At 68.4% G+C, this 24,747-nt stretch carries 32 protein-coding genes; 12 read left to right on the forward strand and 20 right to left on the reverse strand.

Translation table 11 applies throughout. From position 1 onward, the window contains the following. Positions 1-80 precede the first annotated feature (80 nt). Genes AB0I59_RS35290 through AB0I59_RS35300 form a run of 3 tightly spaced genes read right to left on the reverse strand, consistent with a single transcriptional unit; the run spans position 81 to position 1,919 of the window. Positions 81-530: a YdeI/OmpD-associated family protein gene (locus AB0I59_RS35290; RefSeq protein ID WP_061259859.1), complete on the reverse strand. Its 450-nt coding sequence runs from the start codon at positions 528-530 to the stop codon at positions 81-83. 13 nt (positions 531-543) lie between these two features. Beyond that, positions 544-1,092: a dihydrofolate reductase family protein gene (locus AB0I59_RS35295; RefSeq protein ID WP_358139936.1), complete on the reverse strand. Its 549-nt coding sequence runs from the start codon at positions 1,090-1,092 to the stop codon at positions 544-546. 50 nt (positions 1,093-1,142) lie between these two features. Continuing rightward, positions 1,143-1,919 (reverse strand): alpha/beta fold hydrolase, encoded by a 777-nt coding sequence (locus tag AB0I59_RS35300; RefSeq protein WP_061259861.1) that lies wholly within the window; start codon positions 1,917-1,919, stop codon positions 1,143-1,145. 99 nt (positions 1,920-2,018) lie between these two features. On the opposite strand from AB0I59_RS35300, the gene AB0I59_RS35305 reads away from it, so the two are divergent. Continuing rightward, on the forward strand, positions 2,019-2,660 hold the full coding sequence (locus AB0I59_RS35305; protein WP_061259862.1) for a TetR/AcrR family transcriptional regulator: 642 nt from the start codon (positions 2,019-2,021) through the stop codon (positions 2,658-2,660). Between the two features lie 74 nt (positions 2,661-2,734). Here the strand turns inward: AB0I59_RS35305 and AB0I59_RS35310 are convergent, their stop codons facing one another. The 4 genes from AB0I59_RS35310 to AB0I59_RS35325 are packed head-to-tail and all read right to left on the reverse strand — an operon-like array spanning position 2,735 to position 7,441. Further along, positions 2,735-4,060 (reverse strand): AAA family ATPase, encoded by a 1,326-nt coding sequence (locus tag AB0I59_RS35310; RefSeq protein WP_358139939.1) that lies wholly within the window; start codon positions 4,058-4,060, stop codon positions 2,735-2,737. Next, complete coding sequence (locus AB0I59_RS35315; RefSeq protein ID WP_061259864.1) at positions 4,057-5,502, reverse strand: hypothetical protein; 1,446 nt, start codon at positions 5,500-5,502, stop codon at positions 4,057-4,059. Before AB0I59_RS35315 ends, AB0I59_RS35310 begins: the two co-directional genes overlap by 4 nt. After that, positions 5,490-6,614 carry a hypothetical protein gene (locus AB0I59_RS35320; protein ID WP_061259865.1) on the reverse strand — a complete coding sequence of 375 codons (1,125 nt, stop codon included), beginning with the start codon at positions 6,612-6,614 and terminating at the stop codon, positions 5,490-5,492. The genes AB0I59_RS35315 and AB0I59_RS35320 overlap by 13 nt, the downstream gene beginning before the upstream one ends. Before the next feature lie 26 nt (positions 6,615-6,640). Next, a complete protein-coding gene (locus AB0I59_RS35325) occupies positions 6,641-7,441 on the reverse strand; it encodes a hypothetical protein (RefSeq protein ID WP_358139943.1) in 801 nt (266 codons plus the stop codon). 110 nt (positions 7,442-7,551) lie between these two features. Here AB0I59_RS35325 and AB0I59_RS35330 point away from each other — a divergent pair, with 110 nt between their 5' ends. The 3 genes from AB0I59_RS35330 (at position 7,552) to AB0I59_RS35340 (ending at position 9,676) form a co-directional block, all read left to right on the forward strand. Then, the gene (locus AB0I59_RS35330) at positions 7,552-7,884 is read left to right on the forward strand and encodes a GRAM domain-containing protein (protein WP_082777453.1); all 333 of its coding nucleotides are present in this window, start codon (positions 7,552-7,554) and stop codon (positions 7,882-7,884) included. Positions 7,885-7,985: 101 nt separating this feature from the next. Further along, positions 7,986-8,786 carry an SAM-dependent methyltransferase gene (locus AB0I59_RS35335; protein WP_358139947.1) on the forward strand — a complete coding sequence of 267 codons (801 nt, stop codon included), beginning with the start codon at positions 7,986-7,988 and terminating at the stop codon, positions 8,784-8,786. 404 nt (positions 8,787-9,190) lie between these two features. Further along, the gene (locus AB0I59_RS35340) at positions 9,191-9,676 is read left to right on the forward strand and encodes a hypothetical protein (protein ID WP_358139950.1); all 486 of its coding nucleotides are present in this window, start codon (positions 9,191-9,193) and stop codon (positions 9,674-9,676) included. A 63-nt stretch (positions 9,677-9,739) separates the two neighbouring features. Here AB0I59_RS35340 and AB0I59_RS35345 read toward each other — a convergent pair whose 3' ends face one another. Next, positions 9,740-10,795 carry an aldo/keto reductase gene (locus tag AB0I59_RS35345; protein ID WP_358139953.1) on the reverse strand — a complete coding sequence of 352 codons (1,056 nt, stop codon included), beginning with the start codon at positions 10,793-10,795 and terminating at the stop codon, positions 9,740-9,742. A gap of 82 nt (positions 10,796-10,877) precedes the next feature. Here AB0I59_RS35345 and AB0I59_RS35350 point away from each other — a divergent pair, with 82 nt between their 5' ends. Together AB0I59_RS35350 and AB0I59_RS35355 are read left to right on the forward strand one after the other, a co-directional pair. Then, positions 10,878-11,315, forward strand: coding sequence for a MerR family transcriptional regulator (locus AB0I59_RS35350; protein WP_061259870.1), 438 nt, complete (start codon positions 10,878-10,880; stop codon positions 11,313-11,315). A gap of 264 nt (positions 11,316-11,579) precedes the next feature. After that, entirely contained in the window at positions 11,580-13,970 is a 2,391-nt protein-coding gene (locus AB0I59_RS35355) for an ExeM/NucH family extracellular endonuclease (RefSeq protein ID WP_358139957.1), read from the forward strand. 129 nt (positions 13,971-14,099) lie between these two features. Here the strand turns inward: AB0I59_RS35355 and AB0I59_RS35360 are convergent, their stop codons facing one another. The 4 genes from AB0I59_RS35360 to AB0I59_RS35375 form a co-directional block, all read right to left on the reverse strand. After that, positions 14,100-15,350, reverse strand: a complete 1,251-nt coding sequence (locus AB0I59_RS35360; RefSeq protein WP_358139960.1) for an MFS transporter — start codon at positions 15,348-15,350, stop codon at positions 14,100-14,102. Position 15,351: 1 nt separating this feature from the next. After that, entirely contained in the window at positions 15,352-15,921 is a 570-nt protein-coding gene (locus AB0I59_RS35365; RefSeq protein ID WP_061259873.1) for an ArsR/SmtB family transcription factor, read from the reverse strand. Positions 15,922-15,999: 78 nt separating this feature from the next. Further along, on the reverse strand, positions 16,000-16,368 hold the full coding sequence (locus tag AB0I59_RS35370; protein ID WP_358139963.1) for a hypothetical protein: 369 nt from the start codon (positions 16,366-16,368) through the stop codon (positions 16,000-16,002). A gap of 28 nt (positions 16,369-16,396) precedes the next feature. Continuing rightward, positions 16,397-17,674: a serine hydrolase domain-containing protein gene (locus AB0I59_RS35375; RefSeq protein ID WP_358139966.1), complete on the reverse strand. Its 1,278-nt coding sequence runs from the start codon at positions 17,672-17,674 to the stop codon at positions 16,397-16,399. Positions 17,675-18,075: 401 nt separating this feature from the next. On the opposite strand from AB0I59_RS35375, the gene AB0I59_RS35380 reads away from it, so the two are divergent. From AB0I59_RS35380 to AB0I59_RS35390, 3 genes are all read left to right on the forward strand, one after another. Continuing rightward, positions 18,076-18,198 (forward strand): hypothetical protein, encoded by a 123-nt coding sequence (locus AB0I59_RS35380; RefSeq protein WP_358139969.1) that lies wholly within the window; start codon positions 18,076-18,078, stop codon positions 18,196-18,198. Between the two features lie 240 nt (positions 18,199-18,438). Beyond that, entirely contained in the window at positions 18,439-18,687 is a 249-nt protein-coding gene (locus tag AB0I59_RS35385) for a DUF4279 domain-containing protein (RefSeq protein WP_358140075.1), read from the forward strand. After that, entirely contained in the window at positions 18,617-18,826 is a 210-nt protein-coding gene (locus AB0I59_RS35390) for a hypothetical protein (protein WP_358140084.1), read from the forward strand. The genes AB0I59_RS35385 and AB0I59_RS35390 overlap by 71 nt, the downstream gene beginning before the upstream one ends. Positions 18,827-18,898: 72 nt before the next feature. On the opposite strand, the gene thyX is transcribed toward AB0I59_RS35390, so the two are convergent. The 6 genes from thyX to rpmG form a co-directional block, all read right to left on the reverse strand. Then, on the reverse strand, positions 18,899-19,630 hold the full coding sequence (gene thyX / locus AB0I59_RS35395; protein ID WP_061259876.1) for an FAD-dependent thymidylate synthase: 732 nt from the start codon (positions 19,628-19,630) through the stop codon (positions 18,899-18,901). A gap of 105 nt (positions 19,631-19,735) precedes the next feature. Continuing rightward, positions 19,736-19,903 (reverse strand): 50S ribosomal protein L32, encoded by a 168-nt coding sequence (gene rpmF, locus AB0I59_RS35400; RefSeq protein ID WP_061259877.1) that lies wholly within the window; start codon positions 19,901-19,903, stop codon positions 19,736-19,738. A 2-nt stretch (positions 19,904-19,905) separates the two neighbouring features. Beyond that, positions 19,906-20,205 carry a 30S ribosomal protein S14 gene (gene rpsN / locus AB0I59_RS35405; protein WP_061259878.1) on the reverse strand — a complete coding sequence of 100 codons (300 nt, stop codon included), beginning with the start codon at positions 20,203-20,205 and terminating at the stop codon, positions 19,906-19,908. Continuing rightward, positions 20,205-20,441: a 50S ribosomal protein L28 gene (rpmB, locus tag AB0I59_RS35410; protein WP_061259879.1), complete on the reverse strand. Its 237-nt coding sequence runs from the start codon at positions 20,439-20,441 to the stop codon at positions 20,205-20,207. The genes rpsN and rpmB overlap by 1 nt, the downstream gene beginning before the upstream one ends. Then, the gene (locus AB0I59_RS35415; protein WP_061259880.1) at positions 20,441-20,686 is read right to left on the reverse strand and encodes a type B 50S ribosomal protein L31; all 246 of its coding nucleotides are present in this window, start codon (positions 20,684-20,686) and stop codon (positions 20,441-20,443) included. Before AB0I59_RS35415 ends, rpmB begins: the two co-directional genes overlap by 1 nt. Next, positions 20,683-20,847 carry a 50S ribosomal protein L33 gene (gene rpmG, locus AB0I59_RS35420; RefSeq protein WP_061259881.1) on the reverse strand — a complete coding sequence of 55 codons (165 nt, stop codon included), beginning with the start codon at positions 20,845-20,847 and terminating at the stop codon, positions 20,683-20,685. Before rpmG ends, AB0I59_RS35415 begins: the two co-directional genes overlap by 4 nt. A gap of 72 nt (positions 20,848-20,919) precedes the next feature. Here rpmG and AB0I59_RS35425 point away from each other — a divergent pair, with 72 nt between their 5' ends. The 3 genes from AB0I59_RS35425 (at position 20,920) to AB0I59_RS35435 (ending at position 22,983) form a co-directional block, all read left to right on the forward strand. Beyond that, entirely contained in the window at positions 20,920-22,062 is a 1,143-nt protein-coding gene (locus tag AB0I59_RS35425) for a CobW family GTP-binding protein (protein WP_358139974.1), read from the forward strand. Beyond that, a complete protein-coding gene (gene rpsR, locus AB0I59_RS35430) occupies positions 22,059-22,286 on the forward strand; it encodes a 30S ribosomal protein S18 (protein ID WP_061259883.1) in 228 nt (75 codons plus the stop codon). Before AB0I59_RS35425 ends, rpsR begins: the two co-directional genes overlap by 4 nt. A gap of 256 nt (positions 22,287-22,542) precedes the next feature. Further along, positions 22,543-22,983 carry an ester cyclase gene (locus AB0I59_RS35435; RefSeq protein WP_358139977.1) on the forward strand — a complete coding sequence of 147 codons (441 nt, stop codon included), beginning with the start codon at positions 22,543-22,545 and terminating at the stop codon, positions 22,981-22,983. A 213-nt stretch (positions 22,984-23,196) separates the two neighbouring features. On the opposite strand, the gene AB0I59_RS35440 is transcribed toward AB0I59_RS35435, so the two are convergent. Together AB0I59_RS35440 and AB0I59_RS35445 are read right to left on the reverse strand one after the other, a co-directional pair. Next, positions 23,197-24,024: an ABC transporter permease gene (locus AB0I59_RS35440; protein WP_061259885.1), complete on the reverse strand. Its 828-nt coding sequence runs from the start codon at positions 24,022-24,024 to the stop codon at positions 23,197-23,199. Further along, positions 24,021-24,734: an ABC transporter ATP-binding protein gene (locus AB0I59_RS35445; protein WP_358139981.1), complete on the reverse strand. Its 714-nt coding sequence runs from the start codon at positions 24,732-24,734 to the stop codon at positions 24,021-24,023. Before AB0I59_RS35445 ends, AB0I59_RS35440 begins: the two co-directional genes overlap by 4 nt. Positions 24,735-24,747: the final 13 nt, after the last annotated feature.

Consider the following 24,747-nt stretch of genomic DNA (forward strand, 5'->3'; position numbering starts at 1 on the left):
GTTCTTCGTCGAGCGGGTCAACGCCCGCGATCTGGAGGGGCTCGAAGAGCTCTACGAGCCTGACGCGGCGCCCTGCTCCGTCAGCGGGTACGCCCGTCCCGGAGCAGGGCGATCGTCTCGGTGAGACGCCGCTGCCTGGTCTCGGGCTTCTTGGCTCCCTCGACGGAGAGAACGAACCACTGCTTCTTGGTATAGGAGAGCGTGTCGAAGAACCTCTTGGCCTCGGCGTCGCGGTCGAGGGCCTCGGCGAGATCGGCCGGCACGGTGACCTCGCGGGGTTCGGTGTCGAGTTCGAGGTCCACCACGACGTCGTCGCCAGCGGAGACCCCCGCGTGTGTGCGGTTCTCCGCGCTGATCCCGACCATGTATCTGCCGCCCATGGACGCCACGGTCGAGCGGTAGGTGTGACCGTTGATGGTGACGCGGACGGGGGGCCGCTTGCCCGCTCCGAGGTCGGCGACGACCTCGTCGGGCACCTGGAACCCCGTGGCGGTTTTGCCGGACAGCTCGAGTGTGACTCGAAATCTCATCACTGTCGCCTCTCTACGGGTGGAGCGCGGGCTGATAGGTCAGATGAACGACACCGGTGCTGAAGGTCGCGGAGTCGATCAGCCGCAACGGCGTCTGCCGGTCGTCGTCGAAAAGGCGCCGGCCGCGGCCCAGGACGATGGGGTGGACCAGCAGCTGGAGTTCGTCCAGGACGCCCTCACGCAGCAGTGACCGGACCAGGGTGGGACTGCCGCTGACGGTGATGTTGTTTCCGGGTTCCTCCTTGAGTTTGGTGAGCTCGGCGGCCACGTCGCCGCCGAGCAAGGTGGTGTTGTGCCACCGCACCGTGTCCAAGGTCGTGGAGGCGACCAGTTTGGGCATCGTGTTGATCCGCTCTGCCAGCGGCATCTCGCTGCCGCGCTGCGGCCAGGAGGCGGCGAACACCTCGTAGGTCGTCCGCCCGAGCAGCAGGATGTCGGACTCGTGGAACTGTGCGGCTACCACCTCGCCCATCTGCTCGTTGTAATAGGGGAAGTGCCAGTCCTCAGGTGTTTCCATGACACCGTCCACGGACACGAACAGCTGCGCGACGATCTTCCTCATGGCCTCTCCTCGGTGGGTGGCGCCTCTGGGGATGCCTGGGCGACGCGGTCTCAGGCGGCGAAGAACTCCGCCAGGACGGGCGCGATGGCCGCCGGGTCGACGTTGTGGGGCTGACCGTGCAGGGTGCGGCGCTGGGGGGTGGGCAGGGCCGCGGTGATCGCCTCGGCGGCGGTGCTGACCCAGGGGATCGTCCCGCCGTCGATCACGATCGTGGGGACGGTGATGGAGGCCAACTGGTCGGCGGGCAGGGAGAAGTCACCGGCGACCTCGGCGTCGTAGGCCAGGGCGGGCGCGGTGGAGCCCATCGCCTCCCAGAACGGGCCGGCCTTCATTCCGGCGACGAACTCGGCGGGCATGAGCACCGCCTCCAGGAAGAACAGTTCGAGCATGTCGCCGTGACGGCCCTGCTCGCGCAGCGCGAACTGCTGGTCGCGATAGTCGGCGGGGACGGCCGGGCGGGTGCCGGGGAGGATGTAGGGCACCTCCCACAGCGCCAGCCTGGTGATGGCCAGACCGCGAGCCGCGGCCTGGACGGCGAGGATCCCGCCGCCGGAGGTCCCGTACACCATCGCCGATCCGCCCGCTTCGGTGATCAGGGCCTGGATGTCCTCGAACTCGCGGTCCACCGAGTACGGCGCGGCGTCGCCGCTCTGGCCCCGGCCGCGCCGGTCGTAGTTGTACACGGTGTAGTCGCCCGCAAGCAGGTCGGCCACCGGCGCGTTCGCTGATCGGTCGGTGGGTCCGCCGCCGATCAGGATGACTGCCGGTCCCGAGCCGATCCGGTCGTACGCGATGGGGGTCCCGTCCGTGGAGATGACCTTGTTCATGGCGTTTCCTTTCGAGCTCGTTCGGTACTGGACCGTACAGTACTTGTTTGAGTACTGAGCCGTCTAGTACTAAACTGAAAATGAGGAGAGGAGCGGACGATGACAGACGTGGCACAGACGACGCCGCAGGTGGAGGGCCGTTCAGCCCGCAAACGCAGGGCGATCATGGAGGCGGCCACCGGGCTGTTCCTGCGTAACGGCTATCAGGGCACCAGCATGGACGAGGTCGCCGCCCTTGCCGCGGTGTCCAAGCAGACCGTCTACAAGAACTTCACCGACAAGGAACAGTTGTTCCGCGACATCATCCTCGGCGCCACCGACCGAGTCGGCGAGTTCACCGAGGTCGTCGCCCAGCTCGCCGGCACCGAGGACCTGGAGGAGGACCTGGGTGAGCTCGCCCGCCGATACATCACCGTGGTCATCCAGCCGCGAACGCTGCAGCTGCGCAGGCTTCTCATCGCCGAGGCGGGCCGCTTCCCGGCGGTGGCGCGTGACTATTACCAGCGGGCGCCGGGACGCACGATCGACGCGTTCACCGACTGCTTCCAGAAGCTGGCGGACCGGGGGCTGCTGCGGATCGACGATCCGCCCCTGGCCGCCAGCCACTTCGCCTGGCTGATCTTGTCCCAGCCGATGGACAAGGCCATGTTCTTCGGGGACGAACAGCAGTACACCCCCGCGGAACTCCAGCACTTCGCGGACGAAGGGGTCCGCGTGTTCCTCGCCGCCTACCGGACCTGAGCGAGACGGCCCGCCGGACCTCGACGGCTGATCGGCGCCGGAGTCGCGGAGGCTGCGCTTGAGCAGCCCGACGATCAGGTTGGAACGCGGTGGCCGGCGAGGTGGGCGAGGACCGCGTGGTTGGCCTCCCAGCCGTCGGGGAACTTGACGGGCACGTTGAGCCGCACCCTCCCCGTGCTGGGATGGGCGTCGAGGAGCTCGGGGATCCCGGCGCGGGCGACGACGACGCAGGCGTGGCGGTGGCGCGAGGCCAGCACGCACAGGCGCCCGGACTCGAGGTGGAACGCGGTGGCGTCGCGCCGCCCGGACAGCGGGTGGAGGACGATGGTCACGTCGTACTCGCGGCCCTGGAGCCGGTTGGCCGTGTCCACGGTGATCCCCGCGGGGACGCCCGCGGCGCGGATGGCGGCCACCTGGTCGTTGTGCGCGGCGCCGATGGCGATCCGGGTGGCGTCGACGTGGTGGGAGCCGTGCTCGTCGTGGGCGATCGGGCCGCGCTGCAGCAACCGGGTGGCGAGCCCGGCGCACGCCTGTACGGCGTCGGCGTCGGTCCGGACGGTGTGGCGGCTGGGCAGTTCGTGCAGCGCCCAGCCCGTGGAGGCGGCCTCGTTCAGCGTGTGGTCCCAGGGGACGGGGAATCCGGCGGCGGTGAACTCCAGCGCGCGGTCCGCGCCCGTCGTGCCGGATCGGAACGGAGTGAACGGATAGAACGCCTCGGAGATGAGCGGGGCGGCCGAGGCCGGCAGCCGCCAGGAGACGGGCAGCCGGTGGACGGGAAGGTCGTTGAGCCGGGCGGTGACCGCGACGGCGCTCTGCATCGGGTCCCAGGCCAGGCCGGCCCAGCGTTCGGTGTCGACGACGGAGAACGGGTCGAGCTGGCCCGGGTCGCCGACGAACAGCGCCTGCTCGAACAGCGCGGCGATGGCCAGCAGCTTGTCCGAGCGCATCTGGTAGGCCTCATCGATGATCGCCCATCTCCAGGTGCGGCCGGACACGTAGGCCCACTTGTCCGCGGTGGCGAGGACGACCGCGCAGGACGCGACGTCGTCGATCTTCTTGGACGCCGTGACGCCGGGATGCCGGAGTACCCGCTCGGGGACCTGGAAGCCGTCCTTGTGCAGGCGGCCGACGGTGATCGCGGGTGCCCTCGTGGCGATCTTGTCGACCAGGTCGTCGACCTGCTCGTTGGTCTGGGCGACGATCATCAGGCGTTCCCCGGCCAGGGCCAGTTCCAGCGTGGTGGTCACGACGAGGGTGGACTTGCCCGCTCCGGGCGGGGAGTCCACGATGACGCCCCGGTGCCCGCCGCCGGTGAAGTCGGCCAGGATGGCGGCGGTGGCACGGTCGGCGGCCGCGGCGGCGCTTTCGGCGGCGCTTTCGGCGGAGAAGGGAACGGTCATGACCAGGCCTCCACCGCGTCCTCGTCAGTGGGCACGTACGCGGCGGGCGGACCGCCGTGCGTCCACGGCGTCTCCTCGCCGGTCGGGAAACCGGGCCGGATCCGCCCGCCGAGGTCGAGCTCGGTGAAGCAGACCGCGTCGCCTGCGGTGGGGACGCCCGCCCCCTTGGCGAGCTGGTCGTTGAGCTGGACGACGACGATGTCGCCGTCGATCTCGACGATCTCCGCGGACTGCTTGCGGCGGTGCACGGAGAAGACCTTCTTGCCGGGCGTGAGCCGTACCGGATCGCCGGTGCGGACGGTGACCAGCGGTCGGGGCACCGGCTTCTTCCCTCCGGGTAGCAGGATCCTGCGATCCGCGTCCACATGGACCGCCTCGCCGGTGAACGCCTTGCCGGTCGCGCGGTGCTCGGTCATGACCAGCGGATCGTCGTAGGCGCGCTGCGCGTCGTAGGTCTGCTGCGCCGCCTCCATGTCCCACAGCCGGATCGCGGCGGGTCCGGCCTGGTCGCGGCGGCCACGGGGCGGCCCGCCGTCGGCCAGGCGGGCGACCTCACGGGTGTACTGGTCCCTGTCGAAGGCCCACCGTTCGGCGACGCTCGCCGCCTCCGGAAGGCCGCGCAGTTGATCGACGGCCTGCCACATGAGTCGCCAGGTCGGCTCCAGCTGGGTGCGCAGGGCCTGGCGGACCAGAGCCGGCGAGCCGGAGGCGTCGTACGCGCGGATCGCGTGCTGCAGGACCTGGGCGTCGAAGCCGGGGTCGGTGTCGGGGCCCGCCGGCGGCCAGTCGAGGGGGTTCTCGGCCGCGGCCGCCGCCTCCTGGCCGGTGAGACCGGGCGGCGGGGAGATCCAGGCGAGCAGTGTGGCGAGGTTGGCGTCCTCCAGCGGGCTCTGCCCGGTCGCCCAGTGCAGGGCCAGCGCCTCGGTCACGGGAACCAACGCCGACGATCCGGCGAACTCGGTGCGCTCGTACAGGAAGGTCAGCCACTGGCCGAGGACGGGCACGGAGGGATCGACAGGGTAGGGGCCGTCGGTCCGGCGGAACCGGGTGGAGCGGCCGAGCAGCCTGACGAACTCGATCGCCCGTCCTCCCGGTACGAGGATCTGCGGGGCGTCGAGGTAGCGCTCGCGTTCGTTCCTGCCGGTGACCGTTTCGGTCGCGGTGGCGAACCCTTCGATGTACGGAAGCATGATCTGGGCGAGCTCGGCCATGAAGGCGAACCGCAGGTCCCGGTTGCGCGGCTGCGGGACGACCAGCAGGCGGGGATCGGCGGGATCGGTGCCGACCATCGCGCCCAGCGGCGCGGCGGCCTCTCCGGCGAGCTTGAGCGGGATGAACACCATGGGCCGGGCCGACAGGTGCAGGTGCCGTACGGTCGCGATCGGCTGGGCACGCCCTTCGCGGACGGCGAGCGCGCGGGCGTAGGAGGTCACGATGCCCATGCGACCGCTTTCGCCTCGGTGTGCTCGCCGTAGATGGCGCCGACGTGGCGGAGCTGGCCGAGGATCTCGGCGTGCTCGGGTGACGCGAGGAGGTCGCCGCCGACGAGGTCGAGTACGGCGTCGACCGATTCCAGGCCGCCGAGGTCGTCGCGGGTGGTGCGGCCGAGGGCGTCCAGCGAGCCGCAGGCGCGGGCGTCGGCACGGCAGAAGTACGCCATCTCACAGCTGGACAGGCATTCCGGCGCGTACCGGGCCTCGACCGTACGGATCGCCCGCGCCAGCTCGGCGGGCGACTGGTCCAGGGTGAAGGAGAGGTCGGGAGGGAGCCGGTCGAGGATCCGGTCGATCCCGGTGAGCCGCGACAACTGCCGCCGCAGCGACGCGAGCTGCTGGCGTACGTCGAGCAGGGTCGCGGTCGGGTGGTTGGCGAAGTCCTTGGGGCAGACCAGCACGACCTCATGGGACACCCGGTCGGGATCGATGCCCTCGGCCTCGAACAACGCCTTCAGCGCGTACACGTAGAGCGCGGAGAGCCGGGACGCGGCGGCCACCTGTGCCGAGTCCGCGGTCTCGTCGATGATCGCGAACGACTTGATCTCCACGATGTGGAAGCGGCCCCCGATCTGGAAGGCGATGACGGCCGGTTCCAGGTAGACCTCGTGGCCCGCGACCGGCAGCTTGAGCAGCGGGTGGTCGAAGAGCGTGCAGCTCCGCTCGTCGTCCTCGGCGGCCCGGCGCAGCTCGGCCCGGGTGTGGGTGTGCCTGAGCTGGTGGGCGGCGTTGCCGCCGACGTCCGCGATGTCGGTGTAGGCGACCTCGGGGATCGACAGGCCGAGCGTGTCGCGCAGCAGCCGCAGCAGGTGGGCGCAGCCGTCGGCCTTCACCAGCTCCTCGAAGGACCTCGCTCGGGCCAGGGCGAACGGGGACTGCCCGAAAGGAGCGGGGTGGCCGAGATGGACGGCGGTGTTCTGCTTGTGGATCCCGGCCGCGTCGAGTACGGCCCGCCGGTCGCAGCCGGGGTTGCCGGCCAGGGCCGCGATGGTGCGGGCGTTGTGGTCGACGGGCGCGGCGTCGCCGCGCAGGGCGTCCAGCCGGTGATTGGGCGTGCTCACTCGGTCCTCGTGGGGTTGGGATCGGTCTAGGAAGCGGATCGGGACGCGGTCTTGAGCCCGGCCCCGAACAGGCGGGTGACCTCGTTCAGTCGTGCGGTGGCGCGTTCCGCGGCCTCGCGTCTGTGCCGCCGGTCGCTCTCGAGGTGGACGACCAGCTCGGCGTCGGCCGCGCTGATCACCCGGGCGGGATCGGCCCGCCCGAAGCCCTCGGTGGCGCCGGGAATGTTCCGCGCCATCCTCGTCAACAGCCGGTACGCCTCGGTGGAGGCGTCCCCGCCCGCGCCGGTGAGCCTGGTGATGTGCTCGGCGACGCGGATGGCGGAGGTGAGGAAGCCGGTGCGCGGGCTGAGCGGGCCGATGATCCGTACGTCCATCGGCCAGGTGCTGATCGCGAGCAGGCCGCGCGCCGGGGACAGGAGCTCCGCGGTGAGCGCGGGGCACAGATAGTACGGCCGGGCGTAGGGCGAGGAGCGGAACGACTTCTCCTCGTCCCGGCGCAGGCTGGTCAGCTGTGTGGTGGTGACCCGTCCGGCGAAGAACGCCTCGTTGACCGCGACGATCATCTTCGTGGCCGAGGGCACGCCGAGCAGAGTGAGCGCCTGGTGGACCTGTTCGCGGATCGGCAGCAGCGGAACATCGTCCGGCTCGAAGTCGGGCTCCAGGGCGTCGTCCCAGGCGCGCTCGGCCTTGCGCAACTCCGCTCGCAGCCTCCGGACCTTCGCGTCGTCACCACCGGCCTTCGCGAGGCGTATCTCCCCGCGCAGCTCGGTGATGCGCTCCTCCAGGTCGTCGAGCTCCACGGTCACGCACCCTACCAGCTGTCCCACGGGAAACCAGTGAATTCCAGTTGTTTCCCATAACTTCCAGTATCTAGGTCGGCCGACTATTGAGGTCATGATCGGGGCGGCGTAAGAGAGTTAGTGTGGATGGCCACGAAATGAGCAAGATCTTCAGCGATACGGAAATTGTCCCTGCTCCTGGCGAAATGGTCGTGCACAGCGGAGCGGCGAATCTGTGGCGGGGGCCGGAAGCGGTTGGCGGCCGCCTTTGGCTGACCGGCAACTGGCTCGTGTTCCGCTCCCACGCGGTGAACGTTCAACGAGGCGCTTGGGCATGGCCCTTGCGTCAGATCGCGTCGATCGGGCCGGTCAACACGCTTTTGGTCGTCCCGAACGGTCTCGAGGTCGTCATGGATGACGGGGATCGTGTTCGCTTCGTCGTAAACAGGCGGCGTGCCTGGATGGACGCCGTCGAGAAAGCCAAAGGCTGAATGGTCCCCGCTGAACGAGCGGCGGGTTCCGCATTCTGTGCATACGATTCATCCCGGGAGATCATCCAGCGAAAGGCAGGCGAATGGACGATTTTCCGCAGGTGCCGGCAGGGGTTGACCCCGGCATTCCCAGCGTCGCCCGCATGTACGACTACTACCTGGGCGGCAAGGACAACTTCGCCTCCGATCGCGAAGCCGCGGAAAAAATGATCGTCATCGGCCGGCGAATGGGCAATGATGTCAGGGAGATGGCCAGGGAGAACCGTGGCTTCCTCGGCCGGGCCGTACGGCATCTGGCGGAGTCCGGCGTCAGGCAGTTCATCGACATCGGCGCCGGACTGCCGACCCGGGAGAACGTCCATCAGGTCGCCCAGCGCCATTCGTCCGACGCCCGCGTCGTCTATGTCGACAACGACCCCACCGTCCTCGTCCACGCCCGAACGCTCCTGGCCGGCGATCCCGGCACGATCGTGCTGCCCGGAGATCTGCGGAGCCCGAGCGCGATCTTCGATGACCAGGCGGTGCGTGCCCACATCGACTTCGGCCGGCCGTTCGCCGTGCTGCTGCTCGCGGTGCTGCACTTCGTCCAGGAAGACGAGGCCGCCGCCCAGATAGTCAGTCAGGTCCGTGACCGCCTGACTCCCGGCAGCCATCTCGTGCTCTCGCACGTCTACCGAGGTGACGGCGACCAGACGGCCGTCAGTGCCGGGCAGCGGGTCTACTCCACCACGACCTCCGGCGGCATCGCCGGTCGTGATCTCCCGCAGATCACGTCGTACTTCACCGGGCTGACGCTCCTGGATCCCGGCATCGTCCAGGTGCAGGCCTGGCGGCCTCCCGGAGACGTCCCCGTCGACCTCGCCAGAGCCGGGATCCTCGGAGCCGTCGGCCGTATGGACTGACGGTCAGTTGTTCGTCGAACGCCGTTGTTCGTCGAACACCGTCCCCCGGATCCGCTGACCGGGCTCTTCGCGGAACCGAGTGATTCTCCGTGAGCGCATTTCCCGACGAGGTACGCTCACGGCTCCAGGAGAGAATGACGCCTCACGCATTCGGAGCAGCGTGCGCAACGACAGGTCCGGTTTGTGTGACTGTGATTCCTGAGTACGGACCACCGTCGTCGGCGTCAGGATCATAGGTGGTTTTCATGACCGGGCCGAAGCCCTGTCGGTAGTCCGCACGGGAGGGCTCGCCTGCGCTTGAATTAGGCATCCGAGCATTCTTTCCTGGCCGATCCATCCGCCGGATGGCTGAACGGTCCTTTTCCTCTTGAACATCACACGCCTACCGCACGAGTATGTAAGCCATGCCGATCGCTCCACAGGACAACGCGCAAGGTGTACGGCCGCCGGAGGCGACAGTGAAGCGGCGCTGGGGATGCCTGGCGGCAATCGTGATGCCGTTCCTTTTGCTCTTCGTCCTCATCTCGATGCCGCAGTGGCTTCACAACCGTGAATTGGACGGCCTTGCCGACCGTTTCCAGAGCTATCCCCTCCCACCGGGGACCGAGTTCAGTGATCACGAGGTGCAGATGTCGGTGGCGCTACGGGGCAACAGCAACCACTGCGATTACCGTCTTCGCTTCAATCTGCAGACCAAACTCCCGGTGAGTGAGGTCGTGCGCCACTATGGGGCCGCGAAGATCGGCATCGAGGGTGGCGGGGTCGAGGTCATCGGGTGGACACCGTCGACAACGCCGTCCTTCCCGCTCACCTTCGACCAGCGTCAGCCGATCATCGTTGAGATTCAGGACAACCTCCACGACCCCAGCTGGGATTTTCGTTGCTGGTGACTTCTGGGCCGAGTTCTTGCGCCCCTCTGACATGATCGGCAGTCAGCGACAGCCGTTCCGCAGCTAGGCCGCGGAACGGTCGGCGATCGGGCGCCGACGGCGGGCGGTGTCGGCCAGCACCGGCGGGCGCCACGCGCCGTCCGGCTGGTAGATGTTCGTCCCGGGCGGCACGATTTCGTCGATCCGGTCGAGAGCCGCGTCATCGAGGGTGAGCGAGGCGCCCTTCAGCAGCGCCTCCAGCTGGTTCATCGTTCGCGGCCCCACGATCACCGAGGTGACGCCGGGATGCGCCACGGTGAAGGCCACGGCCAGCTCGGGTAGTGAGCAGCCGAGGCCGTCCGCGACCTCGACGAGCTGTTCGACGATGTCCAGCTTGGAGGCGTTCACGGTAAGCGAAGGATCGAAGCGCGCCGGCGTCAGCGCCGCGCGACCGGTGGCGAGATCGATGGGCTGCCCCTTGCGATATCTGCCGGTCAGGAAGCCCGAGGCCAGCGGGCTCCAGGTCAGCACACCCATTCCCAGACGCTCGCAGACCGGCAGCACGGAGGTCTCGACGCCCCGGGCCAGCAGCGAATACGGCGGCTGCTCGGTCCTGAAGCGCAGCAGGCCACGGCGCTCGGCGACGTGATGCGCCTCGACGATCTCATCGGCCGGGAACGTGGAGCAGCCGAAGGCGCGGATCTTGCCCTGGTGCACGAGGTCGCTCAGCGTGGAGAGCGTCTCCTCGATGTCGGTCGTGTGGTCGGGACGATGGATCTGGTAGAGGTCGATCCAGTCGGTCTGCAGGCGCTTGAGACTCTCCTCGACCTCCTTGATGATCCATCGACGGGAATTGCCGCCGCGGTTCGGGCCCACGCCCATCCGGAAATGCACCTTGGTGGCGAGCACGACGTCGTCACGACGGCCGCGCAGCGCCTTTCCCACGATCTCCTCCGACTCGCCCGCCGAGTACATGTCCGCGGTGTCGACGAAGTTGATCCCCTGGTCGAGGGCTGAGTGGATGATGCGGACACATTCGTCATGGTCGGGGTTGCCGACAGCGCCGAACATCATGGTTCCGAGGCAGTGGACGCTCACTTCGATGCCGGTCCCGCCGAGGACGCGGTAGTGCATGCTCATGCTCCCTTAGTGGTGGGGGTGATCATGCGCCGAACTCTAGGTTCTAGAGTCGGCTCTAGGGCAACCCCCTACTCTGGGGGGCATGCCTGAGGTCGCACAGGATCTGAGCATCGGACAGGTCGCGGAACGCACCGGCTTGAGCGTGCACACGCTGCGCTTCTATGAGCGTGAAGGCATCCTGGCCAATCCCGTACGACGTGGACCCGGTGGGCGTCGTTTCTACAACGAGGACGACGTGGAGTGGCTGCGGCTCTGCGTCATCCTCCGCGCCTCCGGCATGCCTCTGCCCGCGATCCGCCAGTACACCGACCTCGTCAGGCAGGGCTCTGGCACCGAGAAGGAGCGACTCGCGCTGCTGCGCCGGCACCAGGAACACGTGATCGCCCAGATCGACAAGCTGACCCGATGCCTGGACCTGATCACCTTCAAGGTCGGGGTGTATGAAGACCACCTCGAACAGGGCCCCGCCGACCAAATGTGCGGCGCCTCGTCATTGCCGGAAAACGCCGAACACGATTAGTTCGGACGGCGCGGACGTTCAAGGTGGCTCGCCGGATTCCCGGTCGCCGCCGTGAAAACGGATCGGCCGTACCGCGTACTCGGCGATGACGTGCCGGTGGCGCGGCGGCGAGGGCCGACGGTGGGCGGTCCACCGCCCCGCCACGTCACATGACGCCAGATCATCAGTACTTCTATCGACAGGAAGTGTCGATATTTCGAATTCATGATTTATCCACGCATTAGATGCGATATCTGAACCCCGCACGCTTTAATCTCTCGGGCCATGCGTGCAATGCCCCGGGCGCTCGCGATCATCGTGACTGCCGGCGTCACCGTCGGCTCGATCGCCGCCCTCCCCTCAACCCCTGCCATCGCGGCGCAGGGGACCGTTGTCATCAGCCAGGTATACGGCGGAGGCGGAAACTCCGGCGCCCCCTTCACCAACGACTACGTCGAGCTCTTCAACCGCAGCGCCGCCTCCGTCTCGCTGGACGGCTGGTCGGTGCAGTACACCAGCGCCAGCGGAACCGGAAACTTCTCCGCCAACAAGACGAGCCTCTCCGGAACACTGGCCCCTGGCCAGTACCACCTGGTCCAGTTGGCCGCGGGTACCACCGCCAGCGGCTCGCTGCCCACGCCGGACGACGTCGGCACCAGCAACCTGAGCGGCACGGCGGGCAAGGTGGCGCTGGTCCGCTCCGCCGACGGCCTGGTCTGCAACGGCTCCAGCACCCCCTGCACCGACGACCAGATGGCGCTGGTCGCCGATCTCGTCGGGTACGGCGCGGCGAACTTCTTCAAGGGCACCCCCGCCCCCGCTCTCACCAACACCACCGCCGCGATCCGCAAGAGCGGCGGCTGCGCTGACAGCGGCGACAACGGCGCCGACTTCGACGCCGCGGTCCCCGCCCCGCGCAACGCCGCCACGCCGCCGGCGCCGTGCGGTGGCGACGAGCCGTCCCCGTCGGCTTCCCCGTCGGCTTCTCCGTCAGCCTCGGCCAGCCCGAGCGCCACGCCGAGCCCCACGCCGAGCCCCACGCCGAGCGCCACGTGCGACACCCCGATCACGCACCGGATCGCGCAGGTGCAGGGGAACGGCGACGTCAGCCCGCTCGCCGGGACGGACGTCCGGGTCGAGGGCATCGTCACCGGCGCCTATCAGGGGGCCGGCCAGTTGAACGGCTTCTACATCCAGGACCCCACGCCGGACAACGACCCGGCGACCTCCGAGGGCCTGTTCGTATTCTCCCCCTCGCCGGTCAAGGCCGGTGACCGGGTGCTCGTCTCCGGCAAGGTGATCGAGTTCAACGGCCTGACCGAGGTCTCGCCGGCCACCGCGGTCAACGTCTGCGGCACCGGCACCATCAAGCCGGCCAAGGTGAAGCTGCCGCTCAAGAAGGGGATCTCCTTCGAGCGGTACGAGGGCATGCTCGTCACCTTCACGGACGACCTGGCCGCCTCGGAGATCTACAACCTCGGCCGGTTCGGTGAGATCACCCTGTCGGAGGGCGGCCGGCTGTGGCAGCCGACCGACCACAAGGGTGTGGACAGCGAGAAGGACGCGCGGCGGAAGATCCTGCTCGACGACGGTTCCGACACGCAGAACCCGGCGACCCTGCCGTACCACTCCAAGGGGTCGGACACCGTCCGGATCGGCGACGAGGTCAAGGACCTGACCGGGGTGCTTACCTACGGCTTCGGGGTCTACCGGGTCCAGCCGACCCAGCCGGTCGTCTTCGAGCCGGAGAACCCGCGTCCCGCCAAACCCGCGAAGGTCGGGGGCAACGTCCGGGTCGCGAGCCTCAACACCCTCAACTGGTTCACCACGCTCAAATCCCGGGGCGCCACCACAACCACCGAAAGGGACAGGCAGCTCGCCAAGCTGGTCGCCACCATCACGGGCCTCGACCCTGACGTGGCCGGGCTGATGGAGGTCGAGCGCAACTCCGACGTGGCGCTGAACGCCCTGGTCGACGCCCTCAACGCCAAGGTCGGCGCGGGAACCTACAAGGCGATCACCCACCCCAACCCGGGCACCGACCTGATCCAGACCGCGTTGATCTACAAGCCGGCCAAGGTCACCCCGGTCGGCGCGGCGCTGTCCTCCTCTGACCCGATCTTCAACCGGCCGCCGCTGGTCCAGACGTTCCGCAAGGCGAGCGGGAACGGCCAGACCTTCACCGTGCTGGTCAACCACTTCAAGTCGAAGGGCTGCACCGACGTCGACGGTGACGCCACCGGCGCCGACGCCGACCAGGGTGACGGGCAGAGCTGCTACAACGCCAAGCGGGTCAAGCAGGCCCAGGCTCTGCTGGCCCTGATCGACACCCTCAAGCCGCGGAACGCGCTCGTTCTCGGCGACATCAACGCGTACGGCGAGGAGGACCCGATCCACGCTCTGGAGCGGGGCGGTCTGACCAGCCTGAGCAAGAAGTACGTCTCGGCGAAGGACCGCTACAGCTACGTCTTCGACGGTCTCTCCGGCGAGATCGACCACGCCCTGGCCGACCGGAACCTGAGCAAGCTGGTGAGCGGCGCGACCATCTGGCACATCAACAGCGACGAGGGCCGGTTCATGGACTACAACACCGAGTTCAACCCGCCGTACCTGTACGCTCCGGACGCCTTCCGCTCCTCCGACCACGACCCGCTGCTGGTCGGGTTGGATCTCTGACGGATGCTCCGGCGGCCTGAGCGAGCTGTGCCTGGCATCGGGCCGCGCGGGGCCGAGTACGGCTGCACGAGAATCCGGCGGAGGGCACTGCCAGGCTGCGGCCCGGCCGTTCCTCCGCCGGCCTGGTGACTACGTGATGTGGACAGCGGCCGGCGCGGCGGGCAGCGGTGGCGCGTGGCGGACGGCCGGGCTGGCGGTCGCGGCGACGGCGGTGAGCAGCATGCCCAGGGCCAGCACCAGGATCGTGCCGACCGGGCCGAGCGTGTCGAGGAGAAAGCCCGCGATCAGCGATCCCAGCGGTATGACACCCCATGCCAGGGTCATGGACGCGCTGCCGACGCGCCCCAGCATGTCGTTCGGCACCAGCGTCAACTGGTAGGTGCCGATCACGACGTTCCACATGGGACCGATCGCCGACGTCATGGCGGCGACCACGCCCAGCGACAGCGGGTTCGGCGCCACCGCCAGCACGGGCAACACCGCGGCCCAGATCCAGTTCACCCCGATGATGACGGTCTTCGGAGAGAACCGGGAGTGCAGCCGACCGGCGACGAGGGCGCCGATCAGCCCCCCGCCGCCGTAGACGCCGAGCATGAGGCCGATCTCCGCGGGTGAGGCGCCCTGCCGGCGGGCCAGGACGACCAGCGCCAGGCTGAGCGCCGAGAAGATCATGTTGCTGGCCGCCACCAGGAGAACCGCGGCCCGGACGAGCGGCTGCCGCCACAACCACCGCAGTCCTGCCCTGGTCTCGTTCCAGAACGAGTCACGGGGAGCGGAGCGCTCGTCCTGGAGATCCGATCGAACGAACAACAGCCCGATCATGGCCACCATGTGGGAAAGGGCGTTGGTCAGAAAGGGTATGGCGTGACCTAGCCCGAACAGCAGCCCGCCGAGCGGGGGACCCGCCAGGGAGGCCCCACGTCCCTTGGCCTCGTTCTGCGCGATCGCGGAAGGGAGAAGAGAGGGCGGCACGATCCGGGGGAGGGCCGCTTCCTCCGCCAGGTCGTAGAAGACGAAACACGTTCCTTGGGCGAAGGCGACGATCGTCAGCTGGGAAATCGTGAACACGTCCAGCCATAGCGCCACGGGGATGCTGGCGAGCGCGACGCACGCGGTGATCTGGCTGACCAACATGATGCGCCGCCGGTTCCAGCGATCAACCAGTGTGCCCGCCGGCAGAAATATCAGCAGGTAGGGCAGCGACCCCGCCGCGCCGACCAGTCCGGCGTTCGCCGGTGATCCGGTAACGGCGAGTACGAGCAGCGGAAGGGCCGTCGCGCTGATCCGGGTACCCAGGGTGGAGACGATCTGGCCGCCCCACAAGGCGAGGAAGTCCTTGTTGCGCCATAAAGATGGGGTCTGCGGTCCCGTGACGCTCATGTCACGCGCTCTCGTCCGGAGTCGGGAAGGCGTGGAAGACCACAGTTATGTGCCGGGCGCCGGGAAGCGCGTGTTCGGGCTGCCGGCGCCAGCGGTTGAGCAGGTCGACGTACTCCTCCGTGAACTCCGCCAGTTCGGCCGCGGTCAGGGTGGTGCCTCCCAGTGAGCTGAGCGCGGCGTCGCTGAAGGCACCGAAGTCGTCCTCCCTGGCGCGGAACGCCGCGAGCTCGCGCTCAGCGCGTTCCTGCCACTGCCTGCCGAGCTCGCGCGCCGCGACATCGACCTCGGGGCTGGTGCCCGACCCCGGCAGGCGCAGGTCCTGGGGGATGGATCGCCAGTACTTCCGTCGCCCCTCCGACCGGGCGGTGTCCTCTTCGATGAACCCGTACCGGGCGAGCTGGCGCAGGTGGTAGCTCGTGGCACCGCGGTCTTCGCCGAACTCGGTGGCGAGCATCGCGCTGGTGGCCGCGCCCCGCCGCTGCAGCCGCGTCAGGAGCTGCTGGCGGAGCGGATGGGCCAGCGCCTTCAACGCTTCGACGTCGGCGAGTTCTCGCCGCTGATACGTGGACATGATGAGAAGGTATCAATGCAAAGAATTCTTCTCAATAGTTCGCGGCGGACACCTAACGGTGACGCGACGTGGAGGCGCTCAGTACCAGCGCAGCGCCGCCCACACATCGGGGAACATCGCGAACACGACGACCGGGACGAGCGCCACGACCGCACTGAACGTCCAGTAGGGCCGTGCGCGCAGTCTCGAGAACCTCCGAATCGCGATATTGACCAACGCCCACAGGGCGATGAACCCCCAGACCACGCTGAGGACGATCAGCCAGGGGAAGATTCCGTCGTTGTCGGTCGGATCGCGGTGCGTCAGCCCGACGGCCGCCAGCGGGTAATTGGCGAGGAATATCCACACGAAACCCAGCGGGATGGTTCCGAAGTACCCGAACACCGTGTTGACCATGAGTGACGCCACCCACGCGATTCGCGCGCGGTGTCCGGCGACGCCGTTCATGATCTCCTCACCGCCCCTGGCGCTCCCGTCAGAGGTACGTGCCGTACAGGTCGCCGGTGGGCCAGGTCGTCACCGCGTTGGCGGCCTTGTGCAGGGCCGGATCGATGTCGGAGTAGCTCAGGCCGGACGCGTCGTCACGCTGGTTGAACAGCGCCGCCCAGGTCAGCCCGTCATACCGCCGCACCAGGATGGTGGACGTGCCGGGGAGGCTGCCGGTGTGCCAGGTGTTGCGGCCGCCGCTGACGTTGCGGACCGACCAGCCGCAGCCGTACCACCAGCCGCCGTCGTTGACGCCGGTCTCGGGCTGGGCGAAGGCGCGGGAGATCGACGTCGAAGTGAGCACCGAGCTCGCGGCGTCGAAGATCCCGGCGAACCGGACCAGATCGACCGCCGAGCCGAGCCAGCCGCCGTGCGCGTCCATGTTCTCCAGGCTGAACGAGCCGTACGGGGCCGGGACGGACGCGCCGGAAGCGTCGAACACCGTCTTTCCGGAGTACTGCGAGACGTAGGGCACCTCGCCGGTGACGGCGTTGGCCTTGAGCGTGCGCCCCAGCCTCATCCGGGTGATTCCGCGCGGACCGAGGATCTTCTGCTGCACGTACGTGGCGTACGGCATGCCGCTGACCTTCTCGATGATCCGCCCGAGCAGCATGTAGTCGTAGTTGGCGTAGGTGTAGGTGCTGCCGGGGTTGTGGTTCAACGTCAGGCCGCTGGCGTACCGGATGATGTCGGCCTGACCCACCGGCAGCGCCGCACCGAGCGCCCTGGAGATCGTCAGGTCGCTGAACATCGGGTCGGTGGTGACGGACGAGTCCCAGCCGCCCAGGTGCTGCAGCAACCTCAGCACGGTCACGTTCGCCAGCCGCGGATCCAGCGTCTTGCCGGACGGAGGCGTCAGGGTGAGCAGGTCGGGCAGCCGGTCGGTGAGCCTGAGCTTGCCGTCCTGCACCAGCTTGAGGACGGCCGCCGCGGTGATGGGCTTGCTCAGGCTGGCGATCCGGAACAGCGAGGTCGGCTGGGTCCTCAGTATCGTGCTGGTCATCCAGGTGTACCCGCGGGCCAGCACGAGCTTGCCCTTGCGCGCGACGGCCAGGGATCCGCAGGAGATGTTCCTGGCCTGCATGAAGGCCTTCATCGTGTTGTCGAAGCTGCTCAGCCCCGCGCCCAGGGTGCCGGTCGTCCTCCACGGCACGGCGGCGGCGTGCGCCGTGCCCGCCTGCCCGGTGAGGAGCCCGGCGCCGGCCAGCCCGAGCCCGGACAAGCCCACCGTTCGGCCGAAATCACGTCGGGTCAGCCCGTCAGCCATCTGTCTACCTCCATGATCGGGTAGTGCGAACAAGGGGGCAAACTATCCCAAAACCCATTTATGGGTGGCGCGAATTGCGGCTTTTGCTTGGTTATGAGCGTGTTTGAAGGCCCGCCGGTAGATGACTCTCGTGGATCGGCTACGCCATGCGAGAGCCGGTAATACGCCGGACCGTGACGGTATGTCTTCCCGACCCGAGGCGAGTCGGCGCGGTCCTGACGCGCAGGGCGAGCAAGCCGCCGATCGTCAGGGCCAGGCAGAGCCAGGCGAACCAGTCATCGAACCGCGTGTCCAGCGTCTATTGCCTCACCTCCGAGGAGCCCGCGGCCGGCCGTTGCCGGATGGCGTCGCCGTCGTCCACGCATACGGGCTGACCGGCGCGTCTCGCCGACGGGGCGCACGTGGTCAATCACTGGCCGTACGGGCAGTGGTGGGTGGACTTCGCCTGGGGCCGGGTGGTCCAGGTGCGTGTCGGCTTCGGCGACTACTTCATGGACATGATGCCGGAGCCGCCGGCGACCTGAACGTTCTCCGACCACGGTCATCGTCGGACCGCCCACGTGCTCGGGCAACATCCGGGAGTGGGGCCTGGGCAGGCCGATCGCATCAGGAATCGCGACGGACCGGCTCTGTATCGGAGTCTCCTGGCCTTGATCGACTAGGCTCCGCCGGACGTGAAGCGCCTCATCCGTCAAAGACGATCCCGTGCGGACAACTGAGGCACCTACCCTGCTCATGTGATCATCGAGCAACGTGTGTACTTCATGATCCGGTCCAATCATCTATCCCCCGAGCAGATCACCAAGCGCCTGGGGATCACTCCCAGCCGGACCGAAGCCAGGGAATCGAGGCGAGGCAGCCGGAGCGGGCGCCTGATACCGCCGTGCCATGAGTGGATCGCGGACTCAGGTCTTCCGGAGACCGCTTCGCTCGACGATCAGGGTGGAGGCCCTGCTGGGCCGACCGAATATCGCAGGCGAGCGAATCGGAGAGCTGACGGCGCAAGGCAGTGAAGCCGACCTCGTCATGTTCCGGTCATTCGAGCCGGGACCGGGTTCCACCAGATTTGGGCTGCTCCTCAACGAGGAAGCCATCAGGTTCCTCCACAAGGCTGGAGCGGGCGTATGGATCGACGAGTACGACGATGAATAGCCAGGGGGATGGCGACATCACCACCTCCGTGAACCGGAGCCCGGCGTCGCGGCCGTCGCGGCGGCAGAACCCCTAGGGACAGACGCGGCCGGAGGACTGGAAGGCGGCGTGGGTGAGGGGCATCAGTTCGGCCCAGATCGCTTCCATCTTCTCGGCGACCATCTCGATCTCGTGCTGCGGGAACGACGGGAAGGCCGAATCCTCGCGCCTGGTACGCAGCGACAGGAAGTTCATCAGGGCGCGGGCGTTGCAGGTGGCGTACATCGAGGAGTAGAGGCCGACCGGGAGTACGGTACGCGCCACCTCGCGGGCGACACCGGCCTCCAACATCTCCACGTACGCGCGGTAGGCCTGGCGGTAGCTCTCCTTGGTGGTCTCGGCGACCAGCGAGCGCTGCTCCTCCGTGCCGTCGACGAACTCGTACTTGCCGGGCTTGCCGATCTGGACCAGCTTGCGGCCCGGGGCGGGCACGTAGAAGACCGGCTCCAGCGTCCGGTAGCGGCCGCTCTCCTCGTTGTAGCTGAACGTCCGGTGCCGCATGAACTCCCGGAACACGAAGATCGGCGCCCGTACATAGAAGGTCATCGAGGAGTGTTCGAACGGCGTGCCGTGCCGATCCCGCATCAGGAAGTTGATCAGGCCGCGGGAGCGCTCCGGATCGGCCTGGATCTCCTCCAGAGAGCTCTCCCCCTTGGTCGACACCCGGGCTGCCCACAGCACGTCGGCGTCGGACGCCGCATGCTTGATCAGCTCGACGGTCACGTCGCTGCGGAACTGGATCTCGGTCGCTTCGTTCTGGCTCACGCGGTCACTCTAGGAAAGAAGGGGAGACACCGAGGTGGCCGGATCGCCCGCGGCGGCTCCGCGCCCGGCATGTCACGCCGCAGCGGGCGATCCGGCTGGCTCGTTTCATCGAACCGCGATGAACCCCCGCTGGTAGGCGCGTACGAGACGGCGAGGGACCAGGAGATCCCGGCCGTTCAGGGTGATCGGGACGAGGTCGGGAACGGTCGCCTTCCACTGGCTGCGCCGATGCCGGGTGTTGCTGCGGGAGGTCCTGCGCTTGGGCACGGCCATGGCTACCAGCTCGCCTTCGTGACGCCGGGGAGCTCGCCCCGGTGGGCCATCTGCCGGAAACGGATCCGGGAGAGCCCGAACCTGGTCAGATGGCCGCGGGGACGGCCGTCGACGGAGTCGCGGTTGCGCACGCGGGTCGCGCTGGCGTCACGCGGCTGCCGGCCCAGTTCCCGTACGGCTCGCGCGCGCTGCTCCGGTGTGCCGGTGCGGATGGTCTCCTTCAGTTCGGCCCGGCGTGCGGCGTGACGCAGGACCACCTCCTTCCGCCGCTCGTTGGCGGCGATCTTGCTCTTCTTGGCCATCAGATCCGCTCCCCTCGGGCGCGGATCTGGGCGACGGCTCTTTCGATGCCGATCCTGTCGATGGTTCTGATCGCCCGGGCGCTGAGCGTCAGCCGGACATACCTGCCCTCGCCCGACAGCCAGTAGCGACGGCGCTGGATGTTGGGGTCCCACCGCCGCCGGGTGCGCCGGTGGGAGTGGGAGACGTTGTTGCCGAAGACCGGCCCGGCGCCGGTCAGTTGGCAGCGGGCGGACATCAGTCCCTCCCGTAGCGCCGGTTGAACCGCTCGACGCGGCCCGCGGTGTCCAGGACGCGGCCGCGGCCGGTGTAGAAGGGGTGACTCGCGGAGGAGACGTCGACGTCGACCACCGGGTAGGTGCTGCCGTCCGTCCATTCGATGGTCGTGTCACTGGTGATCGTGGACCGGGTGAGGAACGCGAAGTCCGCGCTCGGGTCCCGGAAGACGACCGGGTGATAGCTGGGGTGGATGCCCTTTTTCATCGTTCCTCCCTGAAGTGCACGTGTCGGCGGACGATCGGGTCGTACTTGCGGAGCGTGAGCCTGTCGGGGTCGTTGCGCCGGTTCTTCGTGGTCACGTAGGTGTAGCCGGTCCCGGCGGTCGATCGGATTTTGATCACCGGGCGTAGCTCGTTCCTGGCCAAATCGGATCCTCTCTCGTTGCGAGATGTGTAATGATAACGACAACCGTTTTCATTCCCGCAACTGGAGGTGTCGTGTCCACCCCTGTCGTCCTCGTCGCGGGCCTGCACGCCTCGGCCCGCACGGCAACCGTCGACCGGCTGTTGACGGAGCACCCCGGATCTGTCGCCGTCCACCACGACCTGTGCGCGGTCACGCTGGATCGTGTCCGGCGAGTCGTCCGCGCCGGGGCGGGTGTGCTCGACGTGACCGACGTGCGGCTCGCACACGGCTGCGTCACCTGCACCGTTCGCGAGGACATGCTCCCGCAGCTGGTAAGGCTGGCCGCGACGGCCTCGCTGCTGATCGTCGACCTGTGGGACTCGGTCGAGCCTCGCTCGGTGGCCGAGGCGATCGACTGCGACGAGGCCGGTGGCATCCTGCGCCTGACCTCCGTGCTCACCGCGCTGGACGCCGAACGCATGCCCGTCGACATCACCCGCGGCGATCGCCTGTCCGAAATCGGCAAGCCCGCGGCGAGAGGCGACCGGCGATACCTGGCCGAAGTCCTGGCCCGCCAACTGGAGTACGCCACCGGCCTGGTCCTGCACGGAGGCGACGAGGAGGACGCCGACCTCTCCCGGGGAGTGCTCGGCCACCTCGCGCCCTTCACGCCGATCCACGAGCTCACCGCGCTGCCCCACCTCACCGGCGCCGCACTGTGCACGGCGGAGCTGGCCGAACGCGTCGACCCCGCCACCGCCCAACTCCCCTGCGACGCCCAGGACGACGAGATCACCACGGTGGTGTGGCACCATGTGCGCCCGCTGCACCCCGCCCGCCTGTTCGAGGCCGTGGACGAGCTGGTCACCTCATCGGTCCGCTCACGCGGCCGGTTCTGGCTGGCGACCAGGCACGAGCAGCTGCTCGCCTGGGACGCGGTCGCGGGAGTCGTCTCGGTGGAGGACGCCGGCCCCTGGCTGACCGCGCTGCCAGAGTCCGCCTGGGACGGGATCTCCCCGGCCCGCCGCGTGGCCGCCACCCTGGACTGGCACCCGGTCAGCGGCGACCGCGTCCAGCACCTGGTCTTCACCGGCCCGGACCTCGACCGCGAGCACATTCACGGACTGCTCGACGCCTGCCTGCTCACCCGGGAGGAGGAACAGGCCGGTCCCGGCGCCTGGGCCGACTACGACGACCCGTTCGCCCCCATCCTCGACCTGAAGGAGATCGCATGAAGCCCCGCCGTACCCCACGCAAGAAGAGCAATCCGCTGCGGGGCGTCGGTTACATCGACTACAAGGACACCGACCTGCTGCGCAGGTTCGTCTCCGACCGTGGCAAGATCCGCAGCCGCCGGGTCACCGGCGTCACCGTACAGCAGCAACGGCAGCTGGCCCGCGCGATCAAGAACGCCCGAGAGATGGCACTGCTGCCCTACGCCTCCCGGCCCCGCGGATGACGGCGCCCGCGCCGTCGGAGTGGGCGCGGGCCATGCGCGGCACAGTGATCAAGATCATGAGCGTCGGCAGAAGGGCACGGCTGGCGTCGAATAGACCCTTGGCGATCGCCCCGGAGCCGGAGCGCCCTTGCCGGAGGCGGCTCTCTTGGTTGTGAGTGAGCGATGAAAGAGTTCATGCAGGCGACCCTGTCGGCCCCAGCGCCCGGGCGCGGGTCGCGATACCAGGCGATAGCTTGGATGTATCCGCGAGGGGGCGATGGCCGTGGCTACTGCTCGAGAGCTCAAAGACGCGCTGTTTGAGGCGATAAACGACCACGATCTGGATCGAGTGCTTGAGTGCTACTGCCCGAATGCGGTCTACGTCACCCCAGTGGGCGTCGCGGAAGGGCATGAGCAGATCGCCTGGCAGTTCGAACACCTTTTTGAGGGCTTCCCGGATCTGCGCATCGCGGCATGGTACAAGTTCGCCCCTGACGAGCCGGCGGCCACCGAGTACACGCTCGTCGGCACCCACACGGGCCCCTTCCTCCTGCCGGACGGCAGCGTGGTGGAAGGAACCGGCCGTCGCATCGCGGTCCGCGGCGCCTGTGCGTGCTCGACCGAAAACGGTCTCATCATCACCGATCGGGACTACTACGACCAGCTGGAGCTGTACAGCCAGCTCGGCTATCGCCTCGCGCCTGTCCCGGTCCCGTGATCGCCTTCGCGTCCCGACACGCCCCGCCACCTGCTGGAGCGGTTCGCGGTACACCTTCCGGCAGGCGACGCGCGCGAGCGGAACGTGCGGGTTCTCACCGCACGCGAGCATGAGGTGGTCTCCACGTGGCGCGAGGCCTGTCGAACACCGAGATCGCCGCGCAGGGCGACCAGGGTGACGGTGCGACGCGTTCGGACGGCCTTGCGACCCGTGTCAGCTCACCTCCTTGCGGATCACTCGCACCATGCCGGCCGTCATCGGGATGACGATCCACAGGATCGTCGACGTGGCCAGCCGGGCGGCGTCGCCGCCGGTCATGCCGCCGTCCATCAGGGGAGTGGCGGTGGTGTTCAGGTCGAACCATTCGGCGAGGATCTCGCCGGCGGCGCCAAGCCTGCTCACTACGGCCCACAGGACCGGAGCCGACAAGCAGACCACGATCGCGGCCGGCGCGTTCATGAACAGCATGCCCAGGGCGAGCCCCGTCGCGACCACGAGAACGTTCGTCCCGGTCCAGCCCAGCAGGGCGAGAGGCGCGATCTCCCAGGTGGCCGGGACGTCCTGAACCCCGGCGACGACGGCCGTCACCGCGACCGCGATCAGGATCGCGAGCAGAGAGGCCGCCACGGCCGTGATCAACGGCGGCAGGCACTTGGCCGCCATCACCCGCGAGCGTCGGGGTTCGAGCGTGAACGTGGTCAGGGCGGTGCGATGACTCCATTCGCCGGTGACCGTGAGGATGCCGAGCACAGGGAGCAACGTCCCGAACCCGATTCCGGCGGTGCCGACCAACGTGTGCAGCTCCGGACCCACGGCGACACCGCGCCCGATGATGGCCACGACCGTCACCATGCCCAGAATCACCGTCATGATCGTGCCGGTCCGCGTGTCGAAGAGCTTGCGCGCCTCGACCGTCAGCAGCCGGTGGAAGGGGATCGGCGGCCGGTGGATGTCCGTGTACTGCGAGCCGATGGCCGGGACGTCGTCCGTTGTGGTGCCGTTCACGGTGCTCGTGGTCGGGGGAATCCCGGTGTCGGTCACGTCGTGCTCCGATCGGCGTTCGCGGTCAGTTCGAAGAAGATCTGTTCGAGGCTCTGGCCCCGGTTGAGCTCGTCGACGGTGCCCTGAGTGAGGATGCGGCCCCGGCCGATGATCACGATATGGTCGGCGACCTGCTCCACTTCGTGCAGCAGGTGTGAGCTGAGCAGCACGGAGCATCCCGAGTCGGAGAGGCCGTGGAGCAGACCGCGCATCCACCGGATGCCCTGCGGATCGAGACCGTTGACGGGCTCGTCCAGGACGAGCACCTTCGGCCGGCCGAGGAGGGCGTGGCCGACGCCGAGACGCTGCCGCATCCCGAGCGAGTAGCCGCTGACTGTCCGTCCGCTCTCCCGGCCGGTCAGCCCGACCAGGTCGAGGACCTCGTCGACCCGCGACTTCGGCAGGCCGAGCATCATCGCGCCCAGGGTCAGGATCTCCCGCCCGGTGCGGCCGGGATGCTGGGCGCCGGCGTCGAGCAGCGTGCCGACATGGAAACCGGGGCAGGCCAGCTCGGCGTACGGCCGGCCCAGCAGGGTGGCCGAGCCCGCGGTGGCGCGGGAGAGCCCGACCAGGATGCGCATCGCGGTCGACTTTCCGGCGCCGTTGGGCCCAAGGAAACCGGTGACGCTCCCGGCTCCTACGGTGAAGGACACGTCGTCGAGCGCCTTCACACCTTTGTAGATCTTGCTGACGTTCCTGAACTCGATCACGGATCCAGCTCAC

It is taken from the genome of Microtetraspora glauca (assembly GCF_040656155.1).
Lineage (GTDB): Bacteria > Actinomycetota > Actinomycetes > Streptosporangiales > Streptosporangiaceae > Microtetraspora > Microtetraspora glauca.

Excerpts from the sequence above, each read along its gene's own strand:
- AB0I59_RS35315 (WP_061259864.1), bottom strand. The coding sequence starts at position 5,502 with ATGGGCATCGTGACCTCCTACGCCCGCGCGCTCGCCGTCCGCGAAGGG.
- AB0I59_RS35360 (WP_358139960.1), bottom strand. The coding sequence starts at position 15,350 with ATGAGCGTCACGGGACCGCAGACCCCATCTTTATGGCGCAACAAGGAC.
- AB0I59_RS35385 (WP_358140075.1), top strand. The coding sequence starts at position 18,439 with ATGATCCGGTCCAATCATCTATCCCCCGAGCAGATCACCAAGCGCCTG.
- AB0I59_RS35290 (WP_061259859.1), bottom strand. The coding sequence starts at position 530 with ATGAGATTTCGAGTCACACTCGAGCTGTCCGGCAAAACCGCCACGGGG.
- AB0I59_RS35415 (WP_061259880.1), bottom strand. The coding sequence starts at position 20,686 with ATGAAAAAGGGCATCCACCCCAGCTATCACCCGGTCGTCTTCCGGGAC.
- AB0I59_RS35300 (WP_061259861.1), bottom strand. The coding sequence starts at position 1,919 with ATGAACAAGGTCATCTCCACGGACGGGACCCCCATCGCGTACGACCGG.
- rpmB (WP_061259879.1), bottom strand. The coding sequence starts at position 20,441 with ATGTCCGCCCGCTGCCAACTGACCGGCGCCGGGCCGGTCTTCGGCAAC.
- AB0I59_RS35370 (WP_358139963.1), bottom strand. The coding sequence starts at position 16,368 with ATGAACGGCGTCGCCGGACACCGCGCGCGAATCGCGTGGGTGGCGTCA.
- AB0I59_RS35345 (WP_358139953.1), bottom strand. The coding sequence starts at position 10,795 with ATGAGCATGCACTACCGCGTCCTCGGCGGGACCGGCATCGAAGTGAGC.
- AB0I59_RS35330 (WP_082777453.1), top strand. The coding sequence starts at position 7,552 with ATGAGCAAGATCTTCAGCGATACGGAAATTGTCCCTGCTCCTGGCGAA.
- AB0I59_RS35295 (WP_358139936.1), bottom strand. The coding sequence starts at position 1,092 with ATGAGGAAGATCGTCGCGCAGCTGTTCGTGTCCGTGGACGGTGTCATG.
- AB0I59_RS35355 (WP_358139957.1), top strand. The coding sequence starts at position 11,580 with ATGCGTGCAATGCCCCGGGCGCTCGCGATCATCGTGACTGCCGGCGTC.
- AB0I59_RS35310 (WP_358139939.1), bottom strand. The coding sequence starts at position 4,060 with ATGACCGTTCCCTTCTCCGCCGAAAGCGCCGCCGAAAGCGCCGCCGCG.
- AB0I59_RS35435 (WP_358139977.1), top strand. The coding sequence starts at position 22,543 with ATGGCCGTGGCTACTGCTCGAGAGCTCAAAGACGCGCTGTTTGAGGCG.
- AB0I59_RS35340 (WP_358139950.1), top strand. The coding sequence starts at position 9,191 with ATGCCGATCGCTCCACAGGACAACGCGCAAGGTGTACGGCCGCCGGAG.
- AB0I59_RS35350 (WP_061259870.1), top strand. The coding sequence starts at position 10,878 with ATGCCTGAGGTCGCACAGGATCTGAGCATCGGACAGGTCGCGGAACGC.
- rpsN (WP_061259878.1), bottom strand. The coding sequence starts at position 20,205 with ATGGCCAAGAAGAGCAAGATCGCCGCCAACGAGCGGCGGAAGGAGGTG.
- rpsR (WP_061259883.1), top strand. The coding sequence starts at position 22,059 with ATGAAGCCCCGCCGTACCCCACGCAAGAAGAGCAATCCGCTGCGGGGC.
- AB0I59_RS35365 (WP_061259873.1), bottom strand. The coding sequence starts at position 15,921 with ATGTCCACGTATCAGCGGCGAGAACTCGCCGACGTCGAAGCGTTGAAG.
- rpmF (WP_061259877.1), bottom strand. The coding sequence starts at position 19,903 with ATGGCCGTGCCCAAGCGCAGGACCTCCCGCAGCAACACCCGGCATCGG.
- AB0I59_RS35305 (WP_061259862.1), top strand. The coding sequence starts at position 2,019 with ATGACAGACGTGGCACAGACGACGCCGCAGGTGGAGGGCCGTTCAGCC.
- AB0I59_RS35375 (WP_358139966.1), bottom strand. The coding sequence starts at position 17,674 with ATGGCTGACGGGCTGACCCGACGTGATTTCGGCCGAACGGTGGGCTTG.